The sequence below is a fragment of the Burkholderia reimsis genome (assembly GCF_003294055.1).
Lineage (GTDB): Bacteria > Pseudomonadota > Gammaproteobacteria > Burkholderiales > Burkholderiaceae > Burkholderia > Burkholderia cepacia.
Map to the genome: position 1 here is coordinate 1 of NZ_QMFZ01000033.1, position 22,613 is coordinate 22,613.

The window sequence follows — 22,613 nt, forward strand, 5'->3', positions numbered from 1 at the left end:
CGCCCGCCCCGCGGCGCGGCTGATCCTCGCGCTGCTGCGCGAAAGCCGCGCGTCGCTCGCGCTGGCGCTCACCGCGTGCGTGCTGAACGGCGTCGCGAGCGTGCTGCTCGTCGCCACGCTGAACCGCGCGCTGTCGCAGCCGGGCGCGGCCGACGCGTCGCTCGCATGGCGCTTCGCGCTGTGCGCGGTGATCGCGCTCGTCACCCGGATCGTGTCGGGCACGCTGTTCGCGCGCCTGTCGCAGGACACGATGGCGCGGCTGCGCGTGCATCTCGCGCGGCGCGTCGGCGCGGCCGAGCTGCGCGACATCGAGCGGATCGGCGCGGCGCCCGTGCAGTCGGTGCTGACCGACGACGCGACCAACGTGTCGATGCTGTTCTTCGCGCTGCCGAACCTGGTCATGCACGGCTCGATCGTGTTCGGCTGCCTCGGTTATCTCGCGTGGCTGTCGTGGCCGGTGTGCCTGCTGGCGCTGGCCGCGATCGTCGCCGGCTCGCTCGGCTATCACACCGGCGACCGCCGCGCGATCGCGTCGCTCGAAGCGGCCGGCCAGGCGCAGGACCGCCTGTTCGGTTATCTCGGCTCGCTGTTTTCCGGCGCGAAGGAGCTGAAGCTGCACGACGAACGCGCACGCCAGTTCGTCGACGGCCAGCTCGGCGCCGCGATCGGCGAAGTGCGCGACCACCGCCGCCGCGCGTTCAGCGCGTACGCGGTCGGCGTCGGCTGGATCATCTTCCTGTTCTATGCGTTCCTCGGCGTCGCGTCGTTCTGGCCGCAGCTCGGCGTGCATGCCGATCCGGCCGCAGCCGCCGGGTACGTCGTCGTGTTCCTGTTCATGCTCGTGCCGCTCGACGGGCTCTTGAACAACCTGCCGACCGTCAACGCGGCACGCGTGTCGCTGACGCGGATCGAAGGCGTGATGGCCGAATTCGGCGCGCTGCGCACGGTGCCGCCCGCGTCCGAAGCACGAGACGTGCCGCCCGCCGGCGCCGTCACATTGCGCGGCGTCACGCATGCGTACTTCCACGAACGCGACGAACGGATGTTCAGCATCGGGCCGATCGACCTGACGATCAGGCCGGGCGAACTCGTGTTCATCGTCGGCGGCAACGGCAGCGGCAAGACGACGCTCGCGAAGGTGCTGACGGGGCTTTACGAACCGGAGGAAGGCACGATCGAGGTCGACGGCCGCCCGATCGGCTGGCGCGAGCGCGCCGCCTATCGGCAGCGCTTCAGCGCGGTGTTCAACGATTTCCACCTGTTCGATGCGCTGCTCGGCATCGTCGACCCCGACGATCCGTCCCGCGCGCAGGCCGATGCACGTGCGAACGCGCTCGTCGCGAAGCTCGCGCTCGATCACAAGGTGAAGGTGGTCGACGGCGCGTTCTCGACCCGCGCGCTGTCGACCGGGCAGCGCAAGCGGCTCGCCCTCGTCGTCGCGTACCTGGAGGACCGGCCGTTCTACCTGTTCGACGAATGGGCGGCCGACCAGGATCCGTCGTTCAAGGCCGTGTTCTACGAACAACTGCTGCCCGAGCTGCGTGCGCGCGGCAAGGCCGTGATCGTGATCACGCACGACGATCGCTACTTCGATCTCGCCGACCGCTTGTTGAAGCTCGACAACGGACGCATCGTCAGCGACACGATGCCCGCTCGGTCACGTGCGCAGGATGGCGTCGACGCGCTGAGCGCGTAATCCGGCAGTCGATGAAAAATTCGCCGGTGGGCTGCAATGGCAGCGCACCGGTGAAGTTCGTTTCAGAAGGAAATGTGGGTGGCGTGCGGCGCGATCGTCGCGACACTCCGGCCGTTCAGCGCGAGTCGGGTCTACCGCCACACGCTGCCCGCCCGGGCGGCATCGACCGCCGCACACTCAACGCACGGCCGGCAGCTTCAGCATCGTGTCGGTCATCACGTCGGCCAGTTTCAGCGCCGACATCGGCCCGCCGAACCCCCAGATATTGCGTTCGATCAGCGCGATCCGGCGTTCCTTCATCGCGGGGACGAAACGCCACACCGGCGAATCGAGTTTCGCGGACAGCGGCACGTCCATGCCCGATGCGGTCACGAACAGCACGGCCAGCTCGCGCTGCCTGAGCAGATCGGCCGACGTCACGTACAGCGTGCCTTCCCGCGTCGGTTTCTTCGGCCACGGGTCGAGCCCGAGCGCCCGCGCGAGGCCCGCCGACGTGCTGTTGCCCGTATAGGCCCAGTAGCGGTCGGGCAAGCCGAGATCCTGCAGCAGCGCGATGCGCTCGCCTTTCCTGCCCGCCGTCGCGAGCCGCGCCGCATTGCGCGCGATGCCCGCATCGAGTTGCGCATCGACCGCCTGCGCGCGCGCGTCGCGCCCCGTGACCGCACCGATCGTCCGGAAGATCTGCCGCATCCAGTCGAGCTGCGTCACCGGCACGCCGCCGTCCGACACGTTCGGGCTGAACTGGAACAGGATCGTCGGCGCGATCCGGTCGAGCGCATCGAAAATCGGCGCATGACGGAAGCCGACGCCGATGATGAGATCGGGCTTGACCGCCGCAATCGCCTCGAGGCCCGGCTCCTGGCGCGAACCGATGTCGGTCACGCTGGCGAGCCGGTCGCTTTGATAACCGAGCCAGCCCGGATAGAACGCCGTATCGGCCATCCCGACCGGCACGAGGTCGAGCGCGATCACGCTTTCCGCGAACATGAAGTCGAGCGCGACCACGCGCTGCGGCCGCACCGGCATCGTCGCGCTCGCCTGCGACACGACGGGATTCCCGGCCAACGATATCGAACCCGGCGCACCCGGCACCCGCGCGCCCTGCGCGCGATGTGCATCGAGGACCGCGGCAACGGCGCCGGACGGGGCCGACAGCGCGCCGCAACACGCGGCGCCGAGCGCCGCGAGTGCGCCGATTGCGCCGAGTGCGTGCCGGCGTCCGGCATCCGTCACCGGATCGCGTCCTGCTCGGCCAGCGCCGCGTCGTCCATCGTCAGTAGCAGGGGGCAGCTTCCACACAGTTGCGTTTCTCCAGGAATTTCATAGCGCAGGCAGCACACGCGTCGCGCGCGGAACGGCGTCGGCAGCAGCGCCGAACGCGGCACCGCATCGCGCACGGGCATGCGCAACGGATTCGGTTCGCACGCAAAGCACGTCGCACCGAACAGCCAGCCCGCGTCGCGCACCGGATCGGCCACGCATGGCAGCGCACGATACGTATCGAGTAGATAGTCGAGCAGGTTGCCCGCGTTGCTCCACAGCACGCGCGGCGTGACGCGCCCCATCGCCGCGAGCAGGTCGATCACCGCGCCGAGATGCGCGACGAGCCCCGCATAGCGTGGCGCCGGATCGTCGCTGGGTTCGCCGAGCGCATCGTGCGTGAAATACAGCGCGGCGGGCATCCCGTCGTCGAGCGCGACGAACGTGCGCTCGGGTGTCATGTCGAGCGGCCGGCCGAGCGTCAGCGCGGCGACGACGCCGGCCGGCGCCGCGCGGCCGAAATAGTATTTGCTCCATTGCGACATCAGCGCGCGCGCGTGCTGCGCCGGATCGCCGCCGTAATGGCGGACCATCGCGTCGAGCACGATGTCGCGGTGCGCGGACAACGCACTGACCGGCACTACGAGGCGGCCCGGCGCGTGCGCGTCGTCGGGCAAACCGAGCCAGACGACGTCGAGATGATCGGCGAACGGTTCGGGCGCGAACGCCGAGAAACGCGTGGCGCGCGCGCCGTCGAGCGGCGGCGTCATCGCCCCGCGCGCCGGGCGCGGCGCCCCTCGAGGATCAGGAGCCCGAGCAGGTACGGCGCGCCGATCAGCGCGGTCAGCACGCCGGCCGGCACTTCGCGCGGCGCGACGACCGTGCGCGCCGCGAGATCCGCCACACCGAGGATCAGCGCGCCGCACGCGGCCGCGAGCCACAGCCGCGTACGGTGCCGGCGCGCGCCGAGCATCGTCGCGACGTGCGGCGCCATCAACCCGATGAAGCCGACCGGCCCGACCGCCGCGACGGCCGCACAGGCGGCGAGCGTCGCGATCGTCAGCGCGAGCGGCCGCAGCACGGCCACCGGCAGGCCGAGCGCGGCCGCCTGATCGTCGCCGAGCGCGAGCATGTCGAGCGGTTTCGCGAGCCATGCGAACACGGGCACCGCGAGCACGCACCACGGCAGCAGCATCGACACCTCGCCCCAGCTGCGGCCGTAAGTCCCGCCGACGAGCCACACGACGAAGCGCGCGGGCTGCACGCTTTCCTGCGTGATCAGCCATTGCGCGAGCGTGGTCCACAGCGCGCCGATCACGATGCCCGTCAGCGCCACCGCGAGCGGCGCATAGCGATGCCGGTGATTCAGCGCGAGCGTGATCGCGAGCGACAGCCCGCCGCCGATCAGCGCGGCCGCCGCGAGCGTTACGTGGCCCATCAGCGGCCACGTCGACAACGCGAACAGCGTGACGAGCCCCGCACCCTGCGTGACGCCGAGCACTTCGGGGCCCGCGAGCGGATTGCGCACGACGCTTTGCATCGCGACACCGCTCACTGCGAGCAGCGCGCCCGCGAGGAGCGCGCACAGCAGCCGCGGCATGCGCAGGTCGATCAGCATCCGCGCGAGCGCATCGTGGCCGGACAGCGCAGCGGACCAGCGCGCGATCGACAGCCACTCGGGGCCGGCCGACACGCCGACGAACACGGCCAGCACGCCCGCCGCGACGAACAGCGCCGTGCGCAGCGGCCAGCCGAGCCGTTCGAGCCAGCCGACGAGCCGCGTCGAGCCGCTGCCCGCCGCGCGTTCGGCATCCGCATGCAGCACGCCCGACCACGCGGCGCCGCGCCGGATCATCGCCAGCATCAGCGGCGTGCCGACCAGCGCGATCGCGACGCCGGTCGACAGCGTCGCGTCGAGCCCCGACGCGAGCACCGCGCTGTCGGTGACGAGCACGAGCGCCCCGCCCGCGAGCGCCGACAGCGGCACGAGCACGCCGAGCCGCGCGGCGCGCGCGCCGCGCACCTGGCGCAGCAGGTTCGGGGCGACGAGGCCGACATACGACAGCGGGCCCGCGATACTGACGGCCACGCTCGTGAACGCGACCGCGACGATCGTCGCGGCGAGCCGCGTCGCGTCGACGCGCACGCCGGCCGCGGCCGCCGCGTCGTCGCCGAGCGTGAGCGGATTCAGCGGCCGGATCACGAACGGCAACGCGATCAGCGGCACGACGAGCCAGCGCGCGGCGAGCGCGAGGCCCGTCGCGCCCGGCTGGTACAGGCTGCCGTTGGTCCACAGCGCGGCGCCCGCGATGTTCTGCTCGAAGAACGCGAGCACGAGCGTCGACAGCGCGGCGAACAGCAGCATGCACACGCTGCCCGCGAGCACGAGCCGCAACGGCGTCGCGCGCCAGCCGCCCGCCGCGACGATCGCGCACGCGGCCGCGGCCAGCCCGCAGACGAACAGCAGCGGCACCGACGCGACGCCGGCCAGCGCCGGCACGAGCATCGCCGCGAGCAGGCCGAGCTGGGCGCCGCCCGTCACGCCGAGCAAATCAGGCGACGCGAGCGGATTGCGCGTGAGCGACTGGAACAGCTCGCCCGCGATGCCGAGGCAGCCGCCCGCGACGAGCGCGGCCGCGACGCGCGGCAGGTTGAGGTCGAACAGGAACACGTGCGCGAGCGCAGCGGCATCGCTGCCGGGCACCGCGCTCCACCACACGCGCAGATCGGGGGCGACGCGCAACGCCGCCAGTGCCGCGATCAGCGCGACGAGGCCGATCGCGATCGCACCGGCCCGGCCCGATGTCGTGCCCCGCCCCGCCGCCGCGAGGCGCTTGCGCATCGCGAACGTGGTCATACGGCGAGATCCCGGTCGAAGACACCGGCCGCCTGCGGCGCGCCGTCGGTTGTCGGCCCGTAGGCCGGCACGCACATCGGTGCGCCCGTCTGCGGATGCGCGAGCTTCAGCATCTCGACGCCGAACGCCGCGCGTAGCCGCGCCGGATCGAGCATCGCGTCGGGCGTGCCCTGTGCGACGAGGCGGCCCGCGCGCATCAGCACGATTTCGTCGCTGTATGCGGCCGCCTGGTTCAGGTCGTGCAGCACCCAGACGATCGTCAGCCCGCGCGTGCGGTTCAGCGTGCGCAGCGCATCGAGGATGTCGAGCTGGTGATGGATGTCGAGATAGGTCGTCGGTTCGTCCAGCAGCACGATCGGCGCCTGCTGGGCGAGCGCCATCGCGATCCACGCGCGCTGGCGCTCGCCGCCCGACAGTGCGCCGACGTCGCGCTCCGCATCGCCGGCGAGGCCGCTCGTGTCGAGCGCCTCGTCGATCGCCGCATGGTCGGCCCGCGACAGGCCGCGCAGGAAGCCGCCGTATGCATAGCGCCCGTACGCGACGAGTTCGCGCACCGTCAGGCCCGACGGAATCTGGTTGAACTGCGCGAGCATCGTCAGCTCGCGCGCGAGCGCGCGACGGCGAAACGACGCGAGCGGCTGCCCGTTCACTTCGACATGGCCGGCACGCGCGGGCTGCAAGCCCGCGAGCGTACGCAGCAGCGTGCTCTTGCCGCAGCCGTTCGGTCCGCACAGCGCGGTTACGCGGCCGGCCGCGATCGACAGGTCCAGCCCGTCGATCACGATATGGTCGCGATATCCCACCGACAGCCCGCGCGCGGCAAGCGCGGCGGTACTACGCGTCATCAATCCTCCGTTCGGTCGCGCGGGACCGTATAACTCTGCGCCATCGCGACGACGACCTTGCGCGGCCCCTCGAACGGGTCGCGCGCATGCGCGGTCAGCATGTTGTCGAGCATCAGCACGTCACCCGTGCGCCACGGGAACACGATGCGCTGCTGGTCGAGCACGCCGCGGATCTCCGCGAGCGCGTCGGCTTCGAGCGGTTCGCCGTCGCCGTAATACACGTTGCGCGGCACGTTCTCGAGCCCGACCGCGTCGACGAGCGCTTCCTGCATGTCGTCGTCGAGCGCCGACAGGTGAAACAGGTTCGCCTGGTTGAACCACACGCGGTCGCCGGTGCGCGGATGGCGCGCGACGGCCTGGCAGCGTTCGCGCGTGCGCAGCAGCAGCTCGCCGTCGTCATCGGTGCGCCACGCGCATTCGATGCCGCGCGCCGCGCACATCCGTTCGACCTCGGCCGGTTCGTCGGTGCCGAACGATTGCTGCCACGGCAGGTCGAGCCCCTGCCCGAAATTGCGCACGTACAGCAGCTCGCGCTCTTCGAAACGCGCGACGAGCGCCGGATCGAGCGCGCGATACACCGCGCGGCTGTCCGCGATCGGCGTCGCCCCGCCCTTCGGCGCGGCGAGCGCGCAGTGGAACCAGATCCGCAACGGCCATTCGCGCGTATACGACTGCTCGTTGTGCAGCGGAATCGCGCGGTGCGGCGGGTACTCGGTCGACGTGTAGACGGCGCCCTCGACCTGGCTGCGCGGTGTCGATGCGTATTCATAGCCGATCAGCGGATCGCCGAACGACGCCGCGAACTGCTGGAACGCGTCGATCGACGGCACGTGAAAACCCGTGAACAGCACGCCGCCCGCCCGTTCGAGCGTGTCGGCCGCGATCTCGCGCGCCAGCGGCGCGACGTCGTCGATCGACATCCCGTCGCTGCCGCGCGGCGACACGACGGTGGGCAGCCCCGGCTCGATACGCAGGTCGTCGAGCGTCGGCAACGAAAGCAGGGTCATGCAACGTCCTCTTCAGGTGGCGCGCCGCGCACGCGGCGCGGCGGGTCACGACGCGCGCGATGCGCGCTCGCCGTCCATCGCGCGGCGCAGGCTTGCGGGGCGCATGTCGGTCCAGACGGTCTCGATGTGCGCGAGGCAGTCGGCTTTCGGGCCGCTCACGCCCACTTCGCGCCAGCCGGCCGGCACGGGCCGGAACGTCGGCCAGATCGAATACTGTTCTTCGTCATTGATGACGACCGTATAGACGAGATCGTCGGTGTCGGCGGAAGGCGTCGTGGCTTGCGTCATGATCGGAAATCGCTGAGGCGGTTGAAAGTGGCAAAGCGGATGGCAAAGCGGCGGTTTCGGCCGCTCCTGTCTGATAGACGATTGGCCGGCGCGTTTTTTTACCCGCGCTCACCGGCGCCGCGTGCGGCCGCCGAGGAACACCGGGCACGCGACACCGCGATGGCATGCGTCGAGGCATTCCGCGCAGTGGCGCTCCGCGTCGCGCACCATGAAATGCACGAGCGTCTGCGACACGTTCAGCGCGCGCGCCGCGGTCTGCAGCGTCTCCTCGCGCAGCCGCACCATCTCGAAGGCCGCGCGGCTGCGCGCCGGCAGGTCGTCGAGCGCGGCCCACACGCGCCGCAGCGTATCGCGCGTCAGCAGTGCGGCTTCCGGCGTCGGCTCGGGCGACGGCACGTCGAAGCCGTCGTCCTCTTCCGTGTGATAGACGTTCTCGAGATTTTGCCGGCGGCACGCGTCGATCGACGCATTGCGCACCATCCGCGTCACGTACGCGACCGGCTGGCGCACCGCATCCTGGTTCGGGAATTCGACGAGCTTCACGAACACGTCGTGCACGACGTCCTCGGCACGGCTCGCGCAGCCGACGAAGCCGCGCGCGACGTTCACGAGCATCGCGCGATGCGAGATCAGCACGTCGAGCAATGCGCCCTGCGCACGGGGCTCCGCGGCGCGGCGCGCACGCGGCGGCCGGTCGGGATGACTGCCGAGGAACGGGTTCGCCGCTGCCGCCGCCGGTCGGTCGAGCACTTCCGCCATCGCCATCGATCTGCTCCGTCAAATTCCGAGATAGCGCAATTTAACGTAAACGCAAATCATTCTCAATCCGATTACCCAATGACCCTTTCAGTTGACAGGATTTGTCTGAACAATTGACGAAATCGTTGCCCGGATGGAGGGGACGCACGGCGGCTGGTTCGGTACGTGGTCATCGGCCCATCCGAACGGTGCGACCGGCCTGCGACCCACCAACACGACCTTTCACGCGTCTGACAACGCGCCTGCACGTGTCATGTGCGGTAGCAACTTCTTACTACGTGAAATTTTGGGGGCTCGTACGATCGGGGGGCTGTTTCCAAGGGAGAAAACCATGAAATCCATCGTGTTGTCCGCTGTCATGGCTGGCGCGCTGTCGAGCGTGATGCTGACCGGGTGCGTTGCCTATCCTGCCGGTCCGGCTCAGGTCACGATCGGCTGGCATGGCGATCGTTACTGGGACGGCAATCGCTACTGGGAGCGCCGCGACTGGGAAGCGCAGCATCCCCGCGGATATGACGACCGCCGGGATGACCGGCGCGATGACCGCCGGGACGACCGACGCGACGACCGACGCGACGATCAGCGGCCGCAGTGGTAAGGCGTTCCCGCTTCCCGTGATTCACTTTTCAACGATCAGGACTGCAACATGAAAACGCTACTGAAATCGCTCGCCGTCGCGGCGCTCGCCGCCGCCGTGCTCGTGCCGGCCATCGCCGAAGCGCATCCGCACCGCGTGTGCCACTTCGACCATCACCATCACAGGATGTGTCGCTGGGTGCGGTAAACGAAACAAGGCGCCGGAAAACCGGCGCCTTGTTTCATCGCTTCACCTGCGTGCGGCTGCGCTCGTTAGCGCGTGGCCGGCAACCGCGGCAGGCATCGCGCGAGCTGCGCCGGGCTGACGGGCATGCGGCAGGCACCTCGCTGCATCACGGCGTTCGGCTTCGCTACCAGCATGCGTGACGCCGCCTTGCGCGACGAAGCCCGCACCCGCAATGCGTCGGCGCCCGGGCTCGCCGGCTGCAACGCGCGCAGGGTCGCCGCATCGATGTGCACTTGCCAGAACTGCGGCCGATAGTCGGGATCGCCGTCGCGATAACCCTGCCCCGTGATGGTCTGCCCGTCGGGGCTCACGCCGATCACGTTGGCCAGGTTCAGCGTGCCGACCGACAGGCCGGCCGCTTCGAGCAACGCAACGAGGCTGCGCATGCCGCTTTGCGGCGTCCACACGAAGACGCGCTCGGCACCGGTCTGCCCGTTGCTCGATGTACCGATGACGACCCGCCCGTCCGTGCTGATCGCTTGCGCGTAGCTGCTGTCGTCACCGTTGAGAAAACCGAGCCGCTGAATGCTGTCGCCGCCGTTCGTCCACAGCACGGCCTCCGAGTCGACCCGCTGTCCGTCCGGCGTGACTACCAGGGTGCCGAGCGAGCCGACGATCGTCCGTTCGTCTTCGGTCACACCACTGGCCAGATCCATTCTGGCCACGCCCGCGTTGATCGTCGGCAACAGTCGTTCGCCGAATCGTTCGGTCCACAGGAGCGCACGCGTGCCATACACGCCATCGACATTGCCGGCCAACCCTGCTGCCGCATTCCCGGACGAGGTCATCGACAGGAGCTGCACGATATAGTCGCCGCCCGGCGGCAACTCGCGGAAACCCCTCGGCTGGTCCCAAATGAACCGTGCATTCCGGCCGCCTTTCGCCGTGAAGCTGCCCGTCATCCTCGTGCCGGCGAGGTTCGCGACTTCGACCGATGCGTCCCGGCCCGCCGTATCCGGAACGAGTTTCTGTGTACGACCGTCGCCGGGCCATCGCACCGCCCATCGATCGAGGTTGCTGCTGTCCACCTGACGCGCACTGATCGAGCCGCCGATCACCTGCCCGTCGCCCGACACCGTCTGTGCCATCGAGTCATAGGCGTTCGCCGGCGCCGCCAGCCGCTGCCAGCCCGTCGCGGCCGACCACGAGAAGGCCATCGAGTTACCGGGCTGCGCGTCGCTCCAGTAGGAGCCGATGATCGTCTTGCCGTCCGCGCTGACGGCATTCCCGTTGTACTGCATGTCGCGCGGCCCGCCCAGGTCGCCGATCACGGTCAGCGAATAACCACCCGCCGATACCGTCTGCGCATGAACCGCGCCTGCCGTCGACGCAACGAACAATGTCGCTGCCATGGTGCCCTTCAGATGCATCTCCGTCTCCCCCGAAAAAGACGCTCGGCCGCCGGCCTGCCTTGCACGGTAAATGCCCGCACAGACCGCGCTCGCATGCGTCAGTAGATAAACAACCGAATCGTCGCCGTGCCGTTGAACGGACCGATCTTCGGCGGCCCGAACGCCTTCAGAACGGCATCGAGCGTCACGCTCTGGTAGTTCACATTTCCCGGCATCTGGGCGAGCACGAACTGTTCGTTGAACGCAATCGCCTTGCCGTTTCGGTCCTCGATGCCGATGCCGAAGTTACTCTTCGGATCCGGCACGAGCAGCCCGTTCTGCACCGTCTGCGAAGTCTCGAAGTAGCCGTCCACACGCACCGGCACGTTGCATTGCTTGGTCAGCGCGAGACTGAACGACTTGCGCGGCACGGCTGGCAAGAAACCGCTGCCCGTGGCCTGAACCTGGCCGAACTTCACGACGCCGGGTTCAGGCGTGACTTTCACGTCGACCATGCAGGGTGTCGGCTTGAGATTTTGCAGACCGCTCAGCTTGTAGCGGAAGCTTCCCTTGCTGTTCAGCCCGCGCTCGCCGTCGAACTGAAACACTGCATAGATATCCGAGGGCGGCCTCGTCCACGCCCCCCGCTTGCGAATGACGACCTGATACCTAATGCTGATGGGCCATTTCGGACACATTCCGGCATCGACCTGCCAGTTGTCCAGCTTGCAGATTTTCACGGAGCTGTGCGTGTCAATGCCGTCCCCCGGCTGGCTGGTGCGTCCGTAATAGTCGGTGCCCTCGAAGCGAATGCCGACTTCGAGCCCCCACGCGGCCGGATTCTGTTTCTCCGGGTTCGCGTAGAAGTAGATCTGTTCGGGGAAATTCTGCAACCCGCCGATATCCTTGTAGCAATAGCCCGTTGTCGTACGCGGCGGCGACACCCAGATCACGTAACCATCTGGCGCGTCGGTCGGATACGACGCGACATTGCCGATCGCCTCGGTCAGCGACAGGCCGCCGCTGTCCGCAATACATTTCAGTGCCCACGCCGGCTGCGCGAACACGACGAACAGTGCGATCACCCACCACCTGAGCCACGCCGGCATCCGCAACGCGATCCCGTTTCGTCGCGCGCCGCTCATTTCTTCACGCTCTTGCAAGCACCGGCCTCGCACGCATACTCGACCGCCACCTGGCCGCCGTAATCGTCGATGTGCGTGACGAACAGCGTCGCCGGCGTCGCGGCCTTGAACGGCACGTCGGCCGTGCTCATCGGGCTGACCATCACCGGCTCCAGCGGCACGTGCGTCTTCTGCGCACCCGCCGCCACGTCGACGATCGTGATGTGATACGGCGTCGGATTGTCGAACACGAGCTTGTGCGCGGCCGCATCGACGCGCAACGTCATCGGCAGCGACCAGTCCTCGTCGCGCGCGGGCTGCACGGCCTTCGGCCGGTAGAACAGCTTCATCTGCGTATGCAGCGCGATCTGCAGCGTGTTCGGCGTATCGGTCTTCGGCGGCACTTCGCGGATGTTCAGGTAGAACACCGATTCGCGATCGGCCGGCAGCTCGGTGCCCGGCAGCTTCGCGATCCGCAGCACGTTGCGCTCGTTCGCCTCGACGCGCTGCAGCGGCGGCACGACCATCAGCGGCGACGTGATCTTGTTGCCCTGCGCGTCCTCGAGCCACGACTGCACGAGATACGGGTAGGTCGTGCTCTTGTTGGTGATCGTGACGACCGCCGCCTGTTCGCCTTCGTTGAAGATCACGCGCGTGCGATCGGGCACGATCGCCGCCTGCGCGGCGCCCGCGAGGAGCGCACCGGCGGTCGCGAGTGCGCACCATGCGCGCCGCGGAAAGGAAAGGGAGAAGGTTTTTTTCATCGCTGGATCCGTGAATTCATCGTTCGACCCGTGCGGCCGCCGCATGCGACTCGCCGGGCGTCTGGCACGTCACCGGAATCGGCGTGCCTTCGAGTTGGAGCTGGTTCGGCAGCGTGTCGATCGTGCAGAGCGTGCGTTCGCCCGCGCGCACCGCCAGCGTGGATTTCGGTTGAACCTGGGTCAGGAACGCCGCGCCGCCCTCGCCGACGATGCCGAGTTCCTTGCCGTTCGCCATGTCCTGCACCGATGCGCCGAACGGCAGCGGCTTGCCGGCCGGGTCGGTCAGCGTCAGGTACAGGTTGCTGCCGCGCGCGGCGGAGAACTTCACGAAGCCGATCGCGCCGTCGGTCAGCACCATGCGCTGGATCGGGTTCGACACCTGCACCTCGAGCGGCAGCTTCTCGACGTTGACCGTCGCGTCGTAGACGTTGTACGGCGAGATGCCGTCGAGCACCGTATAACCGCGCGAATCGGTATGCGAGAGCGTGCCGGACAGCGGCACGTCGGGCACGCCGTCGGTCGACACCAGCAGCCGCGTGTCGCCCGCGTTGCCGTTCGCGTGCGCCGCGACGCCGTATTGCGTCGCGACGAATGAGCCGTCGACTTCGAGCGACGCGGCCGCATACGCATTGGCGAGCGTCGACGCCTGCGCGGTCAGCTGATACGCCGACGAGCGCTGGCGGTAGCTCGCGTTCGCCGACGCCCGTCCGTCCGTCGCGCCCGCGTTGACCTGGTAGGTGCGGCCATCCGGATCGTCGTAGATATAGCCGGCGTTCACGCTCGTGCTGCCGCTGCCCGTCGTCAGGTTCGACGTGACGGTGTGGCGGCCGCCGATCGGCAGCGTCGCGGTAACCGAGACCTGGTTGCCGCTCGCGCCGGCGCTCTGCGTGCGGAAGGCCGATACGCTCACGTTCAGGTTGCGCAGCGTGCCGATCGAGAACGCGCGCGTCAGCGTGAGGCCGACGCGCTGCTCGTTCGCACGTTCCCAGTAGGTCGTCTGGTCGTACGAGAAATAAGTCGACGTGTCGCCGAAACGCTTCGACAGCGTCGCCGAGTAGCGCTGCTTGCTGTTGGCGAGGCCGTATGCGGTCGGGTCGCCCGAGAACTGCGCGAAGTTCGTGTATTCGCGCTCGGAGAAGCGATAACCGAAGAAACGCACGTCGGCATCGAGCCCGTCGAAGTGCTTCGAATAATTGATGCGGTACGAGTTGCCGTTGCGCGTCGCGCCGCTCCACCACAGGCGTGCCCGCGCATGCGTGACGTCGGCCGACAGCGCGCCGAACGCGCCGAAGTCGCGGCCCACGCCGAGCGCGATCGACGTGTAGCCCGACGCGGCGATGAAACCGCCATACGCGGTGACGTCGAACGGCAGGCCGTAGGCGATTTCACCGAAGCCGAAGAACGGCGTGATGCCGGCGCCGCCAAAGAGCCGCGGCTTGCCGACGGCGGCCTTGTAGCGCAGTTGCCCGGCGCGCGCGAGGAACGGCACGGCGGCCGTCGTCACCTGGAAGCGCTGCACGCTGCCGTCCTCTTCCTCGACTGCAACGTCGAGCGTGCCCTGCACGCTCGTATTGATGTTCTGCAGCGCGAAGGCGCCCGGCGACACGCGCGTCACGTACAACACGCGGCCCGCCTGGGACACGGTCACGGTCGCGTTGGTACGCGCGACGCCCGAGATCAGCGGCGCATAGCCGCGCAGCGAAGGCGGCAGCATGCGGTCGTCGCTGCGGATCGACGCGCCCGTCAGCGCGAACGTGTCGAAAATGTCGGACGTCAGGTAGTCGTCGCCAAACGTCACCGTCGACTGGATCGACGGCAGCGCGCGAAACGCATAAAGCCGGCTGAAGCGGAACGTGCGGTCCGCGTAGGCCGTATTGCCCACGTTCGATTGCGCCTGGTAGTCGCCGCGAAAGCGCCATGCATCCCAGTTCGCGCCAACCGTCCCGTAGGCCTGGATCGAATTCGTTTGCCCGCCGCCCGTGCCGAAGTTGCGGTTCGTGTTCGCGATCACGCGATAGTCGAGCATCGCGCCGGGGATCCCTTCCGACCAGCGCTCCGGCGGCAGGTAGGTCGTATCGCTGAACTCGAGCGCAGCCTGCGGAATCGTGATCTTGAGCCGCCCGTCGCTTTTCAGGTAGCGCACGGTCGCCCCCTCGATCGCGCCGAGATCGACGCAACGTCCGCCCTGGAAGCGCGGCAGGTCCTTCGCGAGCGACGGCTTCAGCCCGAACTGCGCGACGAGTTCCGGGCGCAGGCACGGTTTGCCCGCTCCCGACGCGTCGACGGCGATGAACTCGATCGCCTGCAGCCCGTAGAACAGGTCGTTGACCTGTACGTCGAGCATGTACTCGCCGGGCAGCGTGAAGTCCGCCTGCGAGAACTGCGACAGGTCGACGTTGTTCGAGCCGTCGATGTTCAGGAACGACGAATTGAATTCCGTCGCATGGCTCTGGCTGCCGACAACCAGCACGGAGACGCAAAGGAAGGAATGTCTGATTCGCACGCGGCGCTACCGGAAGTCCAACGAAGGGGGGAAATGAGGAAATACGAACGAGGAAGGGTGCGCGCACCCTTCCCCGGTACGGCGGCTTACTGGTAGCGGACGGTGAAGTTCGCCACGCCTTCGGCGGTACCCGGCGTCACGCCGGCTGCGGTCGCTTCGTACATGGCCGCGAAGCGTGCGACGTTCGTGCCGTTTTGCAGCACGGTCGGTGCCTTCTGCTCGGCGCCGTTGTCGAGGTATTCGCCCGACGCTGCCTGCAGGCGGATGCCGACGTTGGTTGCCGAACCGATCGTGGCGAGCAGCTTCGGCTGGCCCGCGCTCGACGTGCCCGTGAACGTGAAGTACGCGTTCTGCGCGACGCTCGTGTCGCAGTCGGTCAGCTTGATGTCGAAGTTGGTCGGCGTGGACTTGTCGCCAGCCTGCTTGAACACGTTGGTCGGCACCTTGCCGAGGTTCACGGTCTGGTTGACCGAGCCCGAATCGATGCCGCATGCGCCCGCGACGATCTCGCCCGTGAAGTTGATCGTGCCGGTGCCCGCTGCGAAGGCCGAGGTCGACAGGGCCGCGAATGCGACAGCGGTCAGGATGGATTTTTTCATGACGTTTCCCGAAAGGACTGCAAATGGAATAGATGACGTGGCGGATACAAACGGCAGCGCGTGGTGGCTCCCGTCCGTCACGAGGCGGCATTATCGAGATAATCATGAAAGTTTTCTGTAAATCATTGTCAAATGCATCTGACAATGTCCGATTTACCCCTCCAAGTCCTCACTATTTCCTGTCAATTCTCAATCCTGAAATTTTTATCCGCAGTCCTTTTTTATTCATCGGAAGCAATTGAAGATCAAGGACATTTCCGATCGAGAGCCGAAACCACCCCGCTCACCCTTGCGGGCATTGGCTCCGGCAAATCATCTTCGAAAAGGACAAAACATTGTCCGGAGCCGCCATCGTTGCCCGACGACAACGCCAATATCAAATCATTTTCAACAAACAGGAAATTAACCGGCGATTCAATCAATACGATTTTTTCGCGCAAACGATTGCGACATGAATACAAACGTTTTACCGCGACACTTTGCCGCCCTCATTATTTCCGATATATGGTTAATTCGATCTTCAATTCCGGATTGCAAATCGCATGCATGAGCGGCCGCCGGAACCCGATATCGGAACCTCGTCGCATGGGAGAAAGAAGTCAAAATGACCCGCACACGTTTGCGCGGAATTGCGACACGCGCGGTCGCAAGATGACGGCTGTCCCGGCCGGCCTGTCGATGGGGAAAGATATCGCTGGAACCAGCGGTATGGATCGAGGGAAGCGGCGGCAGCACGTCGAAACGTACCGCCGCCGTCATGCCGCCCGACGCGCTGCGGCGTCAGGCGACGGGCACTACGCGGAAGCCGCGGCCTCCGCCGACGCCGGCGACCAGCCGCCGCCGAGCGCGCGATACAGCGCGATCGCATTCGCGAGCCTCAACTGCTTGAGCCGGATCAGTTCCTGCCCCGACTCGTACGTGCTGCGCTGCGCGTCGAGGAGTTCGAGATACGTCGCGACGCCGCCCGCGTAGCGGCGTTCCGCGAGCTTCAGCCGCGCGCCGTCGGCCGCATACACGTCTTGCTGCGCGGCGAGCTGGCGATCGATCCAGTCGCGCGCGGCGAATGCGTCGGCCACTTCGCGGAACGCGGTTTGCACCGTCTTCTCGTAATCGGCAACCGCGATGTGCTTGCGCGCGTTCGCGACGTCGAGGTTCGCGCGGTTGCGTCCGCCCGCGAAGATCGGCAACGTGATGCGCGGCGCGAACGTCCATACGCTGGTGCCGCCGGCAAACAGGCTCGAGAACGCATCGCTGACCGAGCCGTAGTCGCTCGTCAGCGTGATGCGCGGAAAGAACGCCGCGCGCGCGGCGCCGATCTGCGCGTTGGCGGCCTTGAGCCGCGCTTCCGCCTGCCGGATGTCCGGCCGCCGTTCGAGCAGCGCACTCGGTGCGCCGGGCGCCACGGGCGCGATCGACAGCGTGTCGAGCGCGGTCGTGTCGCCCGGCACGTTGCGCGCGAAGTCGCCCGCGAGCAACTGCAGCGCCCGCACCGACTGCGCATGCTCGCGCTGCAGCGCGGCCTGCGATGCGCGCGCGGATGCCACCAGCATCTCGGCCGAGCGCAGCTCGATCGCGTCGCTCGTGCCGGCCGCATAACGACGCTGCGTGAGCGCGGCCATGCGTTCGCGCGCGTCCAGCGTGCGCTGCGCGAGCGCGAGCTGCTCGTGCAGCGAGCGCTCCGACACGTACGCGCCCGCCACGTCGGCGATCACGCCGATGCGCACCGTGCGTTGCGCGTCGGCCGTCGCGAAATACTCGGCGAGCGCCGCGTCGGACAGGCTGCGCACGCGGCCGAACAGGTCGAGCTCGTATGCGCTGATGCCGACGCCCGCACGATACAGCCCGCTGATCGCGCTTTCGCGCACGACCGGGTCGTACTGGCGCGCACGCTCATAACCCAGATTCGCATCGACCGACGGCATCAGGTCCGCGCGCTGCACGCCGTACAGTGCGCGCGCTTCCTCGAGCCGGCCGGCGGCGACCCGCAGGTCGCGGTTGTTCGCGAGCGCCGCGTCGATCCACGCCTGCAGCGCGGCATCTGTGAAGTACGCGCGCCAGTCGTCGAGCAGCGCGGCATCGGCGGGCGATGCCGCGGCCGCCGTGGGCGCGGCACCGCCGTCGACCGGCGCATAGGTCGCCGGCACGGGCGCCGCCGGCCGCTCGTAACGCGGTGCGAGCGTGCAGCCGGCCAGCGCGAGCGCGGCGGCCAGCGCAACCTGAACCCGCAGCGCTGCCTGTGCATTCAGCGCAAACATCATTGAGAACCCTCCATCGCCGCCGGCTGCGCTCCGCCGCGCCGGCGCGGGCCGACGTCGAACAGGCGGCCGACGATCACGAAAAACAGCGGAACGAGGAACACCGCGAGCACGGTCGCCGTGATCACGCCGCCGAGCACGCCAGTGCCGATCGCCATCTGCGCGCCGGACGCGGCGCCCGACGCGAACGCGAGCGGCAGCACGCCGACGCCGAACGCGAGCGACGTCATCACGATCGGCCGCAGCCGCAGGCGCGCGGCCTCGAGCGCGGCGTCGACGAGCGACATGCGCTGCGCGACCAGGTCCTTCGCGACTTCGACGATCAGGATCGCGTTCTTCGCGGACAATCCGATCGTCGCGATCAGCCCCACCTTGAAGTAGATGTCGTTCGGCATCATCCGCAGCGTGACGCCGAGCACCGCGCCGATCACGCCGAGCGGCACGACCAGCATCACCGCGAACGGAATCGACCAGCTCTCGTAGAGCGCCGCGAGCGCGAGGAACACGACGAGCACCGACAGCGCGAACAGCATCGGCGCCTGCGCGCCCGACAGCCGTTCCTCGAACGATTGCCCCGACCACGCATGGCCGGTACCGGCCGGCAGCTTCGCCGCGAGTTGCTCGATCGCGGCCATCGCCTCGCCGCTGCTGTGGCCCTGCGCGGCCGAGCCGTTGATCGTGAACGACGGAAAGCCGTTGTAGCGCGTGAGCTGCGGCGGGCCGAGCGTCCAGTGCAGTGTCGTGAACGCCGCGAGCGGCACCATCTCGCCATGCGAGTTGCGCACGCGCAGCTTCTTCACGTCGTCCGGATCGAGCCGGTGCAGCCCGTCGGCCTGCACGATCACGCGCCGCACCTGCGTGCCGTGCATGAAATCGCCGATATAGTCGGAGCCGAACATCACCGCGAGCGTCGTGTTGATCTCATCCATGGACACGCCGAGCGCGGACGCCTTCGCGCGATCGATGTCGAGCTTCAGCTGCGGCGCGTCCTGCGTGCCGGCGAACATCAGGTCGGTCAACGCGGGATCCTTGCGGCCCGCCTCGAGCAGTTGCTCGCGCGCGGCGCTGAACGTCGCGTAGTCGAGTCCACCGCGGTTCTGCAGCCGGAAGTCGAAACCGCTCGACGAACCGAGATCGGGCAGCGCCGGCGAGTTCATCGCGAACACCGTCGTGTTCGGCGTGCCCGCGAACCGCTCGTTGATGCGCGCGACGATTGCCTGCACGTGCGCGTCCGCGGCCTTGCGCTCCTTCCAGTTCTTCAGCGTGACGAAGATCATCCCGCCGTTCGGCCCTTCGCCGTACAGGTTGAAACCGCCGAGCGCATACGTATAGGCGGTCGGCTCGTCACGGCGGATGGCCGACTCGACTTCCCGCACGCTCTGCATCGTTTCCGCGAGCGGCGTGCCTTGCGGCCGGATCACCATCACCATGAAGTTGCCCTGGTCCTCGTCCGGCAGGAACGCGGTCGGCAGTTGCGTGAGCATCAGCCCCGCGGCCGCGGTCAGCGCGCCGTACACGACGAGCCAGCGCACCGGCTTCTTCAGCATCTTGCCCACGCGCGTCGCGTAGCGCTGCGTCGAACGCGCGACGAAGCGGTTGAACCAGCCGAAGAAGCCGCGCTTCTCGTGATGTTCGCCGGACACGGGCCTGAGCAGCGTCGCGCACAGCGCGGGGGTGAGCGACAGCGCGAGGAAGGCCGAGAAACCGATCGACACCGCGAGCGACAGCGCGAACTGCCGGTAGATGTTGCCCACCGCGCCGCCGAAGAACGCCATCGGCACGAACACCGACGTCAGCACCACGGTGATCCCGACGATCGCGCCGCTGATCTGCTTCATCGCCTTGACGGTCGCGTCGTACGGCCCGAGCCCCTCCTCGACCATCAGCCGCTCGACGTTCTCGACCACGACGATCGCGTCGTCGACGAGGATGCCGATCGCGAGCACCATCCCGAACATCGTCAGCACGTTGATCGAGAAACCGGCCGCATACATCACGCCGAACGTGCCCGCGAGCGCGACCGGCACGACGAGCGTCGGGATCAGCGTCGCGCGCAGGTTCTGCATGAACAGGAACATCACGAGGAACACGAGCACGCCAGCCTCGATCAGCGTCGTGACGACCTTGTTCATCGACACGCGCACGAACGACGACGTCTCGTACGGGATCTGGTACTTCACGCCCGGCGGGAAATACGCGGACAGCTCGTCCATCGTCGCGCGCACGCGTTTCTCGGTGGATACCGCGTTCGAGCCCGGCGCGAGCTTGATGCCCATCCCGGTCGCGACCTTGCCGTTCACGTACGACGGGTAGTTGTAGTCGTTGCCGCCGAACTCGACGCGCGCGACGTCGCGCAGATACAGCGCGGAGCCGTCGGCCTGCGTGCGCAGCGCGATCGCGCCGAACTCGGCCGGCGTCTTCAGCGGCGCATCGGCGAACACGGTCGCCGCGATCGGTGCGCTGGCCGGCACCGCGGCGCGGCCGATGTCGCCGATCGTCACGCGTGCGTTGTGCGCGCGCACCGCCGACGCGATATCCGACGCGGTGAGGCCGTGCCCGGCCATCTTCACCGGGTCGGGCCAGATCCGCATCGCATATTCGGCGCCCCAGAACTGCACCCGGCCGACGCCGTCGACACGGCGCAGCGCCTGCACGACGTTCGCCGACGCATATTCGCCGAGCTGCACGTCGGTCATCCGCCCGTCGTCGGATGTCAGCGACACCACGAGCTGGATGTTGTCGGCGGCCTTCTCGACCTGGATGCCGTCGCGCCGCACCGGTTCCGGCAGCCGCGCATCCACCGTCTTCAACCGGTTCTGCACTTCGACGGCCGCGAGATCGGCGTTGACGCCCTGCTTGAACGTCAGGTACAGCGACGCCGCGCCGGCGCTGCTCGTCGCGGACGTATACATCAGCCCCGGCGCGCCGTTCATTTCGCGCTCGATCAGCGCGGTCACCGATTCCTCGACGACCTGCGCGGATGCACCCGGGTACGTCGCATAGATGCTGACGACGGGCGGCGCGATGTCCGGGTACTGCGCAACGGGCAGCGAGCGGATCGCAAATGCGCCGCCCAGCATGATGAAGATTGCGATCACCCACGCGAAGACGGGGCGATCGATAAAGAAACGTGCCATGGTGGTGTGGTGTTAACCGGTCAGGTTTGACGGGCGGCCGCCTGCGAAGCGGCCGCTGCCGGCGCCGCTTTCGACGGCGGCGCCTTCTCGACGGGCTTGACGGCCGTATCGGGCGCGAACTGCGCGGCATCGTCAACGATCACGCGCTCGCCGCCCGCGAGGCCGCGCGTGATACGCCAGTCGCGGCCGCTCATCTGGTCGGCCGTGACCTCGACGTCCTTGACCTTGCCGTTCGTGCCGACCACGCGCACCGACGTGCGGTCGGCCGTGCGCAGCAGCGCATCGCGCGGCACGAGGATCGCCCGCTGGTCGACCGCCGTGTCGAGCGCGATCCGCACATACGCGCCCGGCAGCAGTTCGCGCTCCGGATTCGGGAACAGCGCGCGCATCGCGACGGTGTCGGTGGTCGGATCGACCGCGAGATCGCTGAACAGCAGCTTGCCCTTCAGCGGATACGCGGTACCGTCGGCGCGCAGCAGCGTCACCGTGATGTCGTGCTGCGCGATGCCCGTCGCGCGCCCGCTCTTCACCGCCCGGCGCAGCGCGTCGACGTCGGCGGCGGGCTGCGAGAAGTTCACGTAGATCGGGTCGAGCTGCTCGACGGTCGTGAGCGGCGTCGCCTGGTCCTGGCCAACGAGCGCGCCTTCGGTCACGAGCGCCCGCCGTGCGCGGCCCGCGATCGGCGCGGTGACCGTTGCATAGTCGAGCTGCAACTGCGCCCGTGCGAGTTCCGCCTTCGCGGACGCAACGTCGGCCTTCGCCTGCGTGTCGCCTGCAACGGCCTCGGTGTGGTCGCGCTCGCTCACCGCGCGATCGCGCACGAGATCGTCGTAACGGCGGCGCTTGTCGCTTGCCGCGAGCGCGGCGGCCTGCGCCTTCGCGAGCGCTCCTTGCGCAGCGTCGCGCGCGGCCTTCAGCGGCGCGGGATCGATGCGGAACAGCACCGCGCCCTGCTTCACTTCCTGGCCTTCCTCGTAGGTGCGTGCGGTCACGATGCCCGCGACCCGCGCGCGCACTTCCGCCTGCCGGTATGCATCGAGCCGGCCCGGCAATTCGACGGTCATCGGCACGGCCGTCGGGCGCACCGTCACGACCGTCGCCTGTTTCGCGGCCTCCGGCGCGGCGTCCTTGTCGCCCTTTCCACATCCGGCCAGGGCCAGCACGGCCGCCAGCGCGAACGGCGCCAGCCGGTGGCGCAACAGGGAGCGATTGTTATTCATATGTGACCTCGGATCGTTCGCCGCCGATACAATGCGGCGGCTCAGGGTGGTCGATTATAATCAGTCACGATTGATTAAATACACGCCGCTTCAATCTGACCGTCACACTGTCTCAATAAAACGACAGCGAACTGTAAGGAATTTC

18 protein-coding genes are annotated in these 22,613 nt (G+C 68.1%); 3 read left to right on the forward strand and 15 right to left on the reverse strand.

The window, feature by feature from the left end:
* Positions 1-1,696, forward strand: a 1,696-nt coding sequence (locus DPV79_RS30330; RefSeq protein ID WP_244321835.1) for a cyclic peptide export ABC transporter, incomplete at its 5' end; no start/stop codon positions are given.
* Positions 1,697-1,873: 177 nt separating this feature from the next.
* Here the strand turns inward: DPV79_RS30330 and DPV79_RS30335 are convergent.
* The 7 genes from DPV79_RS30335 to DPV79_RS30365 all read right to left on the reverse strand — a co-directional run bounded on the left by DPV79_RS30335 (position 1,874) and on the right by DPV79_RS30365 (position 8,718).
* Positions 1,874-2,929 (reverse strand): ABC transporter substrate-binding protein, encoded by a 1,056-nt coding sequence (locus tag DPV79_RS30335; protein ID WP_113047212.1) that lies wholly within the window; start codon positions 2,927-2,929, stop codon positions 1,874-1,876.
* Complete coding sequence (gene fhuF, locus DPV79_RS30340) at positions 2,926-3,726, reverse strand: siderophore-iron reductase FhuF (protein ID WP_113047213.1); 801 nt, start codon at positions 3,724-3,726, stop codon at positions 2,926-2,928. The genes DPV79_RS30335 and fhuF overlap by 4 nt, the downstream gene beginning before the upstream one ends.
* Positions 3,723-5,813 (reverse strand): Fe(3+)-hydroxamate ABC transporter permease FhuB, encoded by a 2,091-nt coding sequence (gene fhuB, locus DPV79_RS30345; protein WP_113047214.1) that lies wholly within the window; start codon positions 5,811-5,813, stop codon positions 3,723-3,725. The genes fhuF and fhuB overlap by 4 nt, the downstream gene beginning before the upstream one ends.
* Positions 5,810-6,658, reverse strand: coding sequence for an ABC transporter ATP-binding protein (locus tag DPV79_RS30350; RefSeq protein WP_113047215.1), 849 nt, complete (start codon positions 6,656-6,658; stop codon positions 5,810-5,812). Before DPV79_RS30350 ends, fhuB begins: the two co-directional genes overlap by 4 nt.
* Positions 6,658-7,665 (reverse strand): TauD/TfdA family dioxygenase, encoded by a 1,008-nt coding sequence (locus DPV79_RS30355; RefSeq protein WP_113047216.1) that lies wholly within the window; start codon positions 7,663-7,665, stop codon positions 6,658-6,660. The genes DPV79_RS30350 and DPV79_RS30355 overlap by 1 nt, the downstream gene beginning before the upstream one ends.
* 45 nt (positions 7,666-7,710) lie before the next feature.
* On the reverse strand, positions 7,711-7,953 hold the full coding sequence (locus DPV79_RS30360; RefSeq protein ID WP_021163602.1) for an MbtH family protein: 243 nt from the start codon (positions 7,951-7,953) through the stop codon (positions 7,711-7,713).
* A gap of 108 nt (positions 7,954-8,061) precedes the next feature.
* Positions 8,062-8,718: an RNA polymerase factor sigma-70 gene (locus DPV79_RS30365; RefSeq protein WP_059682675.1), complete on the reverse strand. Its 657-nt coding sequence runs from the start codon at positions 8,716-8,718 to the stop codon at positions 8,062-8,064.
* A gap of 325 nt (positions 8,719-9,043) precedes the next feature.
* Between DPV79_RS30365 and DPV79_RS30370 the strand changes: the two genes are divergently transcribed.
* Together DPV79_RS30370 and DPV79_RS42835 are read left to right on the forward strand one after the other, a co-directional pair.
* Positions 9,044-9,310 (forward strand): hypothetical protein, encoded by a 267-nt coding sequence (locus tag DPV79_RS30370; RefSeq protein WP_113047217.1) that lies wholly within the window; start codon positions 9,044-9,046, stop codon positions 9,308-9,310.
* Between the two features lie 48 nt (positions 9,311-9,358).
* Positions 9,359-9,496 (forward strand): HHHH-motif protein, encoded by a 138-nt coding sequence (locus DPV79_RS42835; RefSeq protein ID WP_021163599.1) that lies wholly within the window; start codon positions 9,359-9,361, stop codon positions 9,494-9,496.
* Positions 9,497-9,561: 65 nt separating this feature from the next.
* Here DPV79_RS42835 and DPV79_RS30375 read toward each other — a convergent pair whose 3' ends face one another.
* The 8 genes from DPV79_RS30375 to DPV79_RS30410 all read right to left on the reverse strand — a co-directional run bounded on the left by DPV79_RS30375 (position 9,562) and on the right by DPV79_RS30410 (position 22,468).
* Entirely contained in the window at positions 9,562-10,887 is a 1,326-nt protein-coding gene (locus DPV79_RS30375; RefSeq protein WP_244321836.1) for a calcium-binding protein, read from the reverse strand.
* A 98-nt stretch (positions 10,888-10,985) separates the two neighbouring features.
* Positions 10,986-12,011 carry a fimbrial protein gene (locus DPV79_RS30380; protein WP_048020614.1) on the reverse strand — a complete coding sequence of 342 codons (1,026 nt, stop codon included), beginning with the start codon at positions 12,009-12,011 and terminating at the stop codon, positions 10,986-10,988.
* On the reverse strand, positions 12,008-12,754 hold the full coding sequence (locus DPV79_RS30385; RefSeq protein ID WP_113047245.1) for a fimbrial biogenesis chaperone: 747 nt from the start codon (positions 12,752-12,754) through the stop codon (positions 12,008-12,010). The genes DPV79_RS30380 and DPV79_RS30385 overlap by 4 nt, the downstream gene beginning before the upstream one ends.
* Before the next feature lie 16 nt (positions 12,755-12,770).
* Positions 12,771-15,257, reverse strand: coding sequence for a fimbria/pilus outer membrane usher protein (locus DPV79_RS30390; protein ID WP_456264165.1), 2,487 nt, complete (start codon positions 15,255-15,257; stop codon positions 12,771-12,773).
* Between the two features lie 86 nt (positions 15,258-15,343).
* On the reverse strand, positions 15,344-15,856 hold the full coding sequence (locus tag DPV79_RS30395) for a fimbrial protein (RefSeq protein ID WP_021163594.1): 513 nt from the start codon (positions 15,854-15,856) through the stop codon (positions 15,344-15,346).
* 794 nt (positions 15,857-16,650) lie between these two features.
* Entirely contained in the window at positions 16,651-18,111 is a 1,461-nt protein-coding gene (locus DPV79_RS30400; RefSeq protein ID WP_113047246.1) for an efflux transporter outer membrane subunit, read from the reverse strand.
* Positions 18,111-21,248: a multidrug efflux RND transporter permease subunit gene (locus DPV79_RS30405; protein WP_059623496.1), complete on the reverse strand. Its 3,138-nt coding sequence runs from the start codon at positions 21,246-21,248 to the stop codon at positions 18,111-18,113. The genes DPV79_RS30400 and DPV79_RS30405 overlap by 1 nt, the downstream gene beginning before the upstream one ends.
* A 20-nt stretch (positions 21,249-21,268) precedes the next feature.
* Positions 21,269-22,468 (reverse strand): MexX/AxyX family multidrug efflux RND transporter periplasmic adaptor subunit, encoded by a 1,200-nt coding sequence (locus tag DPV79_RS30410; protein WP_060276553.1) that lies wholly within the window; start codon positions 22,466-22,468, stop codon positions 21,269-21,271.
* Positions 22,469-22,613: the final 145 nt, after the last annotated feature.